8 protein-coding genes are annotated in these 8,700 nt (G+C 73.8%); 4 read left to right on the top strand and 4 right to left on the bottom strand.

Annotated elements, in window-relative coordinates:
- A partial coding sequence (locus RI554_08950; protein ID MDR9392139.1) for a hypothetical protein occupies positions 1–194 on the bottom strand: 194 nt, incomplete at its 3' end.
- 39 nt (positions 195–233) lie between these two features.
- Between RI554_08950 and mnmH the strand changes: the two genes are divergently transcribed.
- The 4 genes from mnmH to RI554_08930 are packed head-to-tail and all read left to right on the top strand — an operon-like array spanning position 234 to position 5,520.
- A complete protein-coding gene (mnmH, locus tag RI554_08945; protein MDR9392138.1) occupies positions 234–1,307 on the top strand; it encodes a tRNA 2-selenouridine(34) synthase MnmH in 1,074 nt (357 codons plus the stop codon).
- Positions 1,304–2,365, top strand: a complete 1,062-nt coding sequence (gene selD / locus RI554_08940; GenBank protein MDR9392137.1) for a selenide, water dikinase SelD — start codon at positions 1,304–1,306, stop codon at positions 2,363–2,365. The genes mnmH and selD overlap by 4 nt, the downstream gene beginning before the upstream one ends.
- A 9-nt stretch (positions 2,366–2,374) precedes the next feature.
- A complete protein-coding gene (locus RI554_08935; GenBank protein MDR9392136.1) occupies positions 2,375–3,400 on the top strand; it encodes a dipeptidase in 1,026 nt (341 codons plus the stop codon).
- A gap of 5 nt (positions 3,401–3,405) precedes the next feature.
- Positions 3,406–5,520, top strand: a complete 2,115-nt coding sequence (locus tag RI554_08930; protein MDR9392135.1) for a chloride channel protein — start codon at positions 3,406–3,408, stop codon at positions 5,518–5,520.
- 14 nt (positions 5,521–5,534) lie between these two features.
- Here the strand turns inward: RI554_08930 and RI554_08925 are convergent, their stop codons facing one another.
- The 3 genes from RI554_08925 to RI554_08915 all read right to left on the bottom strand — a co-directional run.
- A complete protein-coding gene (locus tag RI554_08925; GenBank protein ID MDR9392134.1) occupies positions 5,535–6,569 on the bottom strand; it encodes a 2-oxoacid:ferredoxin oxidoreductase subunit beta in 1,035 nt (344 codons plus the stop codon).
- A complete protein-coding gene (locus tag RI554_08920) occupies positions 6,566–8,401 on the bottom strand; it encodes a 2-oxoacid:acceptor oxidoreductase subunit alpha (protein MDR9392133.1) in 1,836 nt (611 codons plus the stop codon). Before RI554_08920 ends, RI554_08925 begins: the two co-directional genes overlap by 4 nt.
- Positions 8,402–8,517: 116 nt before the next feature.
- Positions 8,518–8,700: hypothetical protein (locus tag RI554_08915; protein MDR9392132.1), on the bottom strand; the 183-nt coding region annotated here is incomplete at its 5' end.

Raw genomic sequence — 8,700 nt, 5'->3', positions numbered from 1 at the left:
ACGATGGCGGACACGGTGCCGGTCGCGATGGCGGCGGCGGACCCAAAGGCGTGCGCGAGGAACAACCCGGTCGTGATGCGCGCGACGGCGCGGGGGTCGTGCGGTGCGCCGTCGTCCGGAGCGCCGCCGGCCGGCGGGACGCCGTCCGGGGCGGGGGGAGGAGCGGCGTCCCGGGGGGCGGCGTCGGCGGACATGGCGGGCACGCTACCAGGGGCGGATACGATGACGCCGCGATGCGCATCCGCCCCGAGGACCTCTACCCGCCCGCCGCCGGCCGGCCGGCGCGCCGGCCGATCGACGTTCGTTCGCCGGGCGAGGTCGCCCGGGGGGCGCTGCCCGGCGCGGTGGCGCTGCCGATCCTCGACGACGACGAACGCCACGCCGTGGGGCTCACGTACGCCCAGGAGGGGCAGGCCGCCGCCGTCGCGGTCGGCGAGCGGGTCACCGAACCGCACATGCACGCCCGCCGGGCGGCGTGGCGGGACGCGGCGGACGCGGAACTCAGCGCCTTCGTGTGTTGGCGGGGCGGCATGCGCAGCGACCTGGCGCGGACCCTGTCCGAACGGCTCGACGTCCCGACCGTCGAGGGGGGCTACAAGGCGATCCGCCGTCACCTGATGGACGCCGTCGCCCCGTCGCTGGCGCGTCGGACGCCGTTCGTGCTCACCGGCCCGACCGGGAGCGGGAAGACCGAGCTGCTGCGCGCCCTGGCGGGCCGGGAGGAGCTCCTCGCCCTCGATCTCGAGGGTGCGGCGGAGCACCGCGGCAGCGCCTTCGGGGCGACCGGCCCGCAACCGGCGCAAGCGACGTTCGAGCACCGTCTGGCGCTCCCGCTCCTGCTGGGGCGCGAAGCGACGCTGCTGCTCGAGGACGAATCGCGGAACGTCGGGTCGGTGCACCTCCCGGCCGCCGTGTTCGACGTCGTGCGCTCCGCACCGCTCGTGCGGCTCGAGACGAGCGACGACGCGCGGGTGCGGCGCATCCACGCCGAGTACGCCGCGGCGCCCGCGCGACGCGAGGGCGTGGCGGCGGCTCGGGCGACGTTGAGCGCCGCGATCCGGCGGTTGAAACGCCGCCTCGGCGGCGCGGCGACCGAGCGGATGGTCGCCGTCCTCGAGGACGCCGAAGCGCAGGGCGCCTGGTTCGACCCCCAAGCGTTCCGTCCGGTGATCCTGCCGCTGTTGCACGACTACTACGACCCGCTCTACCGCAAGGCGACCCCCGACGAGGGGCGGACCGTGGCGGTACGGGGCGACGAAGGGGAGGTCCGTTCGTGGATCGAGATGCGCGCGAGGGAGGCGGCGTGAACGACGCGCCGCTGCGCCTCACGAAGACCGTGAGCAAGGGCGGTTGCGCCGCGAAGTTGGCGGCGGGGACGTTGCGGGACCTGCTGAAGGACCTCCCGCGGCCCGACCATCCGGACCTGTTGGTCGGGCACGATGCGCTCGACGACGCGGCGGCGTGGCGCCTGCGCGACGACGTGGCGATGGTGCAGACGTTGGACTTCTTCACGCCGATCGTCGACGACCCCGAGGACTTCGGGGCGGTGGCGGCGGCGAACGCGGTGAGCGACGTGTTCGCGATGGGGGCGGAGCCGCGGACGGCGTTGACGATCCTCGCCTACCCGATCGACGACCTGCCGGCCGCGATCCTGCACGGCCTCATGCGCGGCGCGGGGGTCGCGCTGGCCGAGGCCGGCGCGCACCTGGTGGGGGGGCACTCGATCGAGGACGACACCCTGAAGCTCGGCTTCTCGGTGACGGGCGTCGCCCACCCTCGGGGCTTGTGGAGCAACGACGCGGCGCGGCCCGGGGACGCGTTGATCCTGACGAAGGCGGTGGGGACCGGGACGTTGACGGGCGCGCGGAAGAACGACGAGATCGACGCCGCGACGCTGGAGGAGGCGATCGCGTCGATGCGGCAGGTGAACCGCTTGGATCTGGACGACGCCCTGCGCGGCGCGGTGCGCGCCGCGACCGACGTCACCGGCTTCGGGCTGCTGGGGCACGCGCTGCACGTCGCGCAGGCGTCGGGCGTCGCGATCCACGTCGATCCGGACGCCGTCCCGCTCCTCCACGGCGCGCAGGAGACGCTCGCGCGCGGGATCCTCACGAAGGCGCACGTGTCGAACACCCGCTACGTCGAGCCGCACGTCCGGGGCCGGGACGCCCTCGAGGAGGCCACCTGGTGGCGTCTCGTCGACCCGCAGACGTCGGGGGGGTTGCTGCTGGCGGTCGAGCCCGGCGCCGCGGACGACCTGCTGGCGGCGATCCGGCCGCGGTTCCCTCGCGCGGCGCGGGTCGGGACGGTCGCGGCGGCCGACGGGGGGGCGGACCTCGTCGTGCGGGCCGAGGTCGCGGGGTAGCCTCGCGGCATGATTCCGGTCTTCGACGGTCACAACGACACCCTGTTGGCGCTCCACGACGATCCCGACCGCGCGTTCGACGACGCGGGCGGCGTCGGCCACGTCGATCGGGCGCGGGCGCGCGCCGGCGGGTTCGCCGGGGGGCTGTTCGCGATGTTCGCTCCGAACCGCGATCCGTTGGCGCACGTCCCGTCGGACGATCCCGCCGTCCGCCCGCCCTACGGTCCGCTGGACGGCGGGGCGGCGTTGCGGACGACGTTGCGGCTGTTCGCCCGGTTGCAGCGGCTCGAGGCGGAGGGGCAGCTGCGGATCGTGGCGGACGCCGACGGCATCGAGGCGGCGATGGCGGACGGCGTGCTGGCCGCACTGCCGCACGTCGAGGGGGCCGAAGCGATCACCGACCTGGAGGTCCTCGAGGTCCTCCACCGGGCGGGCTTGCGCTCGCTCGGGCTGACGTGGAGCCGCCCGAACGCGTTCGCGTCGGGCGTGCCGTTCGCGTTCCCCGGCACGCCGGACGTCGGGCCCGGCCTGACCGCGGCGGGGCGGGCCCTGGTGCGGGAGGCGGAGCGCTTGCGGGTGATCGTGGACGTCTCGCACCTGAACGAGGCGGGCTTTTGGGACGTGCTGGACGCGAGCGAGCGACCGGTCGTCGCGTCGCACTCGAACGTGCACCGCCTGTGCCCCAGCCCGCGGAACCTGACCGACGCGCAGCTCGATGCGCTCGCCGAACGCGACGGCCTCGTGGGCCTCAACTTCGCCGTGGCGTTCCTCCGCGAGGACGGGGCGCACGAGGCGGACACGCCGCTGGACGTGCTCGCGCGGCACCTGGACGCGTTGCTGGAGCGCCTCGGCGAGGACCGCGTGGCGTTCGGGTCGGACTTCGACGGGGCGCGGGTGCCCGACGCGATCCACGACGTCGCGGGGCTCCCCCGGCTGCTCGAGGCGCTGCGCGAGCACGGGTACGGCGACGCGCTGCTGCACAAGATCGCGCACCGGAATTGGGTCGCCCTGATTCGGCGGGTGCAGGAGGGCTGAGGCCGGTGGCGGACGGGGACGCACGCCCACCCGAACCCCCGGATCCCGAAGGCGCGCCCCGCCGGGGGTGGGTGCGGTCCCTCGCGGCGCGCCTCCGCGTGCCGTTCGACAAGCGCTCGTCGGAGACGGTGTCGCTGGTGCTCAGCGCGATCCTGGTCGGGGGGGCGGCGGGGTTGGCCGCCGTCGGCTTCGACGCGCTCGTGGGGCTCGTGGGGGCGTTCGTGAGCGACGTTCGGGGTCGGTGGGGCGGCCCGACCTCGGTCGTCCTCACCGTCGCCGCGCCGGCGCTCGGGGGGTTGGCGATCGCGCCGATCGTGACGCGGTGGTCGCCGGACGCGCGCGGGTCGGGGATTCCGCACGTGATGGTGGCGGTGTCGAACCTCGGGGGGCGCATCACCCGCAGCTTGGTGGTGTGGCGGCCGCTCGCGACCGCCCTTTCGATCGGGAGCGGCGCGTCGCTGGGAACGGAGGGGCCGGTCGTGCAGCTCGCCGCGTCGTTGTCGGCGTGGTGGTCGAAGGCCGCGAACCTGAACGAGGAACGCCGGAAGAACCTGATCGCCGTCGCGGCGGCGGGCGGCATCGCCGCGACGTTCAACGCCCCGATCGCCGGCGTCCTGTTCGCCCTCGAGGTCATCCTGGGGCAGTTCCAGGGGCGGTACTTCGCGTCGGTCGTCGTCGGGTCCGTCGCGGCGACGGCGGTGTCGCGCTCGCTGCTCGGGGACGCGCCCGCCTTCGCGATCCCTCCGGACTCCGTGCTGGGCAGCGCCCTGGAGTTGCCGCTGTTCGTGGCGATGGGGGTCCTCGCGTCGCTGGTGGCGGTCGCGTTCATCCGGGCGGCGGTCGGGGCGGAGGACCTCCTGAACGCGTCGGGCCTGCCGACGTGGGCGCGTCCGGCGGTGGGGGGCGCGGCGGTCGGCGCGATCGCGCTGGCGCTGCCCCAGGTGCTGGGGCGCGGGTACGACGTGACCGGCGCGATCCTGAACGAGGGGATCACCGCGCCGGCGCTGCTGGCGGCGTTGCTGGTCGGGAAGGTGCTGGCGACCGCAGCGTCGATCGGGTCGTGGGGGTCGGGGGGGATCTTCGCGCCGACGCTGTTGATCGGGGCGACGTTCGGGGCGTTGTTCGGGGAAGCGTCGATGGCGGCGTTCCCCGACCTGGGGGTGCGGACGGGGCCGTACGCGCTGGTCGGGATGGCGGCGGTGTTCGCGGCCGTGACGCGCGCGCCGATGAGTTCGATCGTGATGGTGTTCGAGCTGTCCGGCAGTTACGACCTGATCCTGCCGCTGTTGCTCGCCGCCGTCATCGCGACGTTGGGGGCGGACCTGCTGCACGAGGAGAGCTTCTACGACCTGATGTTGTCGCGGCGCGGCTTGAGTCTCCTGCGGACCCGCGAGATCGACCTGATGCAGACCGTGTCGGTGCGGGAGGTGATGGAGCGCGACGTGCCGACCGTGTACGGCGACGAGACGCTGTCGGACCTGGCGCAGCACCTGCTGGCGTCGCACCATCACGGCTTCGTGGTGGTGTCCCGGGACGCGCCGAAGCGGATGGTGGGGGTCGTGACGCTCACCGACCTCGAGCGTGCGCGTCGCGACGGCCTTGCGCCCACCACCCGCCTCGATGCGGTGTGTACGTGCGACGTGCTGGCCGTCACGCCGGACGAGGCGGCGAGCGACGTCCTGGAGACGATGGGGCGGCGCGGAATCGGTCGGATGCCGGTCGTCGATCCGCAGGACCGCACCCGCCCGGTGGGGTTCGTGCGGCAGACCGATTTGGCGCGGGCGTACTACCTGGCGGTGTCGCGCGAACGGACGCAGGACGAGCGGGCGGAGGAGCTTCGCCTGCGCGACCTGACGGGCCAGGAGATCGTCGAGGTGCGGGTCCCGCGGGGGGCGCGCCTGGCCGGCCGTTCGTTGCGCGACGCGAACCTGCCCAAGGAGAGCATCGTCGTCGCGATCCGGCGGCGGGGGCGGACGTTGTTCCCGCACGGCGACACGGTGCTCGAGGCGGGCGACACGGTCGTCGTGAACGTCGCGCCGGGCTTCGGGCCTCGGGTGCGCAGGGGGATCACCGACGCGGCACCGACCCCCGAAGCGGAGGGGCCGGGGGGCGGCGGGTAGGCCGCCCCGGCGGTTCAGTAGCGGTCGAGAACGCGGTCCAGCGCGTCGGCGCTCGGGCGTAGGCGGTCCTCGGGGAGGTCGGCGAGCGCGGTGTCGCCGAGCCGGAGCTCCTGCGCGAGGCTGGGGCGCGACGCGTCGTAGTACAGGAGGCCGGTCACCAGCTCGCCGCGGGCTTCGGCCTCCTGGAGGCGCGTGAGGGCGGCGACGCGGTCGGTGGGGTCGTAGCCGTCCTCGATCTTGGAGAGGGCGAGGCGGCTGCCGTCGTGGAGCTCCACGACCCGCGTTTCGCCCGGGGCGTGGTCGTCGAGGACGATGTCCTCCTGCGGCGGGACGTAGCCGAGGTCCTCGAGCGGCACCTCGTTGGCGCGCCCGTAGCCGTAGCTCTTCTGCGAGGCGTCGTCGTTGTTGAACGCGACGCAGGGGCTGACGACGTCGAGGACGGCGGTACCGTCGAAGGCGAGGGCGGCCTTGAGGAGTTCCCGGAGTTGCGCCGCGTCGCCGGCGAACCCGCGCGCGACGAAGCCGGCGCCGCCGATGAGCGCTTCGCTGCACAGGTCGACCGGCGGGTAGGGGTTCGTGCCGGCGTACTTGAGTTCGAGGCCGTCCTCCGCGGTGGCGGAGAACTGGCCTTTCGTGAGGCCGTACACGCCGTTGTTCTCGACGAGGTAGACCATGCGCAGGTTGCGGCGCACGACGTGCTTGAACTGCCCGATGCCGATCGAGCCGCTGTCGCCGTCGCCGGACACCGCGATCGTACGGAGGTGGTGGTTGGCGGTCAGCGCGCCGGTCGCGACGCTGGGCATGCGGCCGTGGAGGGCGTTGAAGCCGTGCGAACGCCCGAGGAAGTAGGCGGGCGATTTGCTGGAGCAGCCGATGCCGGAGAGCTTGATGACCGACTCGGGGGGCAGGTCGAGTTCGTAGGCGACCTGCACGATCTGGTTGGCGATGGCGTTGTGCCCGCAGCCCTTGCAGAGGGTGGAGGGGCGGCCCCCGTAGTCGCGTTTCGTGAGGCCGACGGCGTTCGGAACGAGCGGGGTGGGTGGCGTCATGCGGCCTCCCCTTTCGCGGGCGCGAGGTGGGGCGTGAGCCAGGTGCGGATCTGGGCGGCGGAGAACGGCAGCCCGTCGAGGTGGGCGACGCTGTGGATGCGGGGGGCGAGGTCGGGCAGGTCGGCGCGCAGCAGGTCGGCGAGTTGCCCGTCGCGGTTCATCTCCACGACGACGGCGACGTCGTGCGCTTCGAGGAAGGTGCGGACGGCGTCGTCGATCGGCAGCGCCTTGAGGCGCAACAGCGAGAACGGTCGGCCCTCCGCCGCGAGGGTGGCGCGCGCCTCGTGAATGGCGTGGATGGTGCTGCCGTAGGCGATCACGCCCACCGCGGCGCCGTCGACCCCGTCGACGTCGGGGGCGGGCACGAGCGTGCGGAGGGTGGCGTACTTCCGCGCGAGGCGTTCGGTGTTGGCGCGCCAGTGTTCGGGGCGTTCGCTGTAGACGGCGTCGGCGTCGTGGCCGGTGCCGCGCGCGAAGTAGGCGCCGTCGACGTTCGGGTCGCCCGGCAGGGTGCGCGGCGCGATGCCGTCGCCGTCGACGTCCCGGTAGCGACCGTAGTCGGCGGGGATGGCGTCGCCGCGCAGCACCTTCCCGCGGTTCATCGGCGCGTCGGGGTAGGCGAAGCGGTCCGCCATCCAGGTGTTCATGCCCAGGTCCAGGTCGGTGAGGACGAAGACGGGGGTTTGCGCGGCTTCGGCGAGGTCGAACGCCTGCCAGCCGAACGCGAAGCACTCCTCGACGGTGGCGGGGAGGAGGACCGGGTGCTTCGCGTCGCCGTGCCCCAGGCCGTGCGCGAAGGCGAGGTCGCCCTGACTCGTGCGGGTCGGCAGCCCGGTCGAGGGGCCGACGCGTTGGACGTCCCAGATGACGGCGGGGACCTCGGCGAAGTACCCGAGGCCGGTGAACTCCGCCATGAGGCTGAGGCCGGGTCCGCTGGTGGCGGTCATGGCGCGCGCGCCGGCCCAGCCGGCCCCCAGCACCATGCCGATGGCGGCGAGCTCGTCCTCCGCCTGCACGACGCTCCAGGTGGGGGTGCCGTCTTCGTCGGTGCGCAGCTCCGTGAGGTGCTCGCGGAGGGCGTCGACGAGGCTGGTCGAGGGGGTGATCGGGTACCAGGCGGCGAACGTCGCGCCCCCGAACGTCGCGCCGAGCGCGGCGGCGTCGTTGCCGGTGATGAGCATCAGGTCGTCGGTGGCGTCCATCGGTTCGATGCGGAAGGGGTCGGTCTTCGTCCAGTGTTCGAGGGCGTGCCGCCAGCCGCGCTCGACGACCGGGAGGTTGGCATCGACGAGCTTACGGCGCCCACGGAACTGCTGCTCGAGCGCCGTTTCGATCACGTCGAGGGGGATCCCGAGCAGCTGCCCGACCGCCCCGAGGTACGTCATGTTCGCCAGGTAGCCCTTCATCTTGGGTGCGGCGTCCACGCCCTCCATGAGCGCCTTCACGGGGAGGTCGTAGGGGGTGAGGTCGTCGCGTTCGGGTGCGCCGCGCAGGTCCGCGTTGCGGATCACCACCCCGCCGGGCGCGAGGCCCTCGACGTCCTCGTGGAGGGTCGCGGCGTTGAACGCCACGAGGAGTTCGGGGTCCTGGCGGGCGACCCACCCGTCGCGGCTGGCGCGGATGTGGAACCAGGTGGGGAGCCCTTGGATGTTGGACGGGAAGACGTTCTTGCCGTGGACCGGCACCCCCATCCGGAAGATGCTGCGTAGGAGCGCCAGGTTCGCGGTCTGCGACCCCGTCCCGTTCGCGGTCGAGACGACGACCGAGAAGTCGGAGATGCGCGCGCCCGACGTGGGGCCGTCGGGGGAGGGCGAAGGGGGGGACAGGGACATGGAGGCTCCTTCCGCGGGCCCGAAGGCCCCGCCGTCCTCGGTGGGGGGATGCAGAAGCATCGTACCGGGGACGGCGGGGCGGCGTCACGGACGGGGCGTGGCGCCGGGCGGGGGCCTCAGGCGGTGGCGGGGGTCGCGCCCGGCGTCGCGTCGGGGTCGTCGCCGTCCGCCGTCGCGTCCGCGCCGTCGGGCACGCCGTCGGGTGCGGCGTCGGTCTCGCCCTTCAGGTGCGCCGTCACCCGCCCGCGGATCTCCTGCATCACCTCCGGATGCTCCAACAGGTACTCCCCCGCCTTCTC

It is taken from the genome of Trueperaceae bacterium (assembly GCA_031581195.1).
GTDB lineage: Bacteria > Deinococcota > Deinococci > Deinococcales > Trueperaceae > SLSQ01.
The sequence above is the reverse complement of the archived record's forward strand: the minus strand, read 5'-3'. Positions and strand labels throughout refer to the sequence as shown.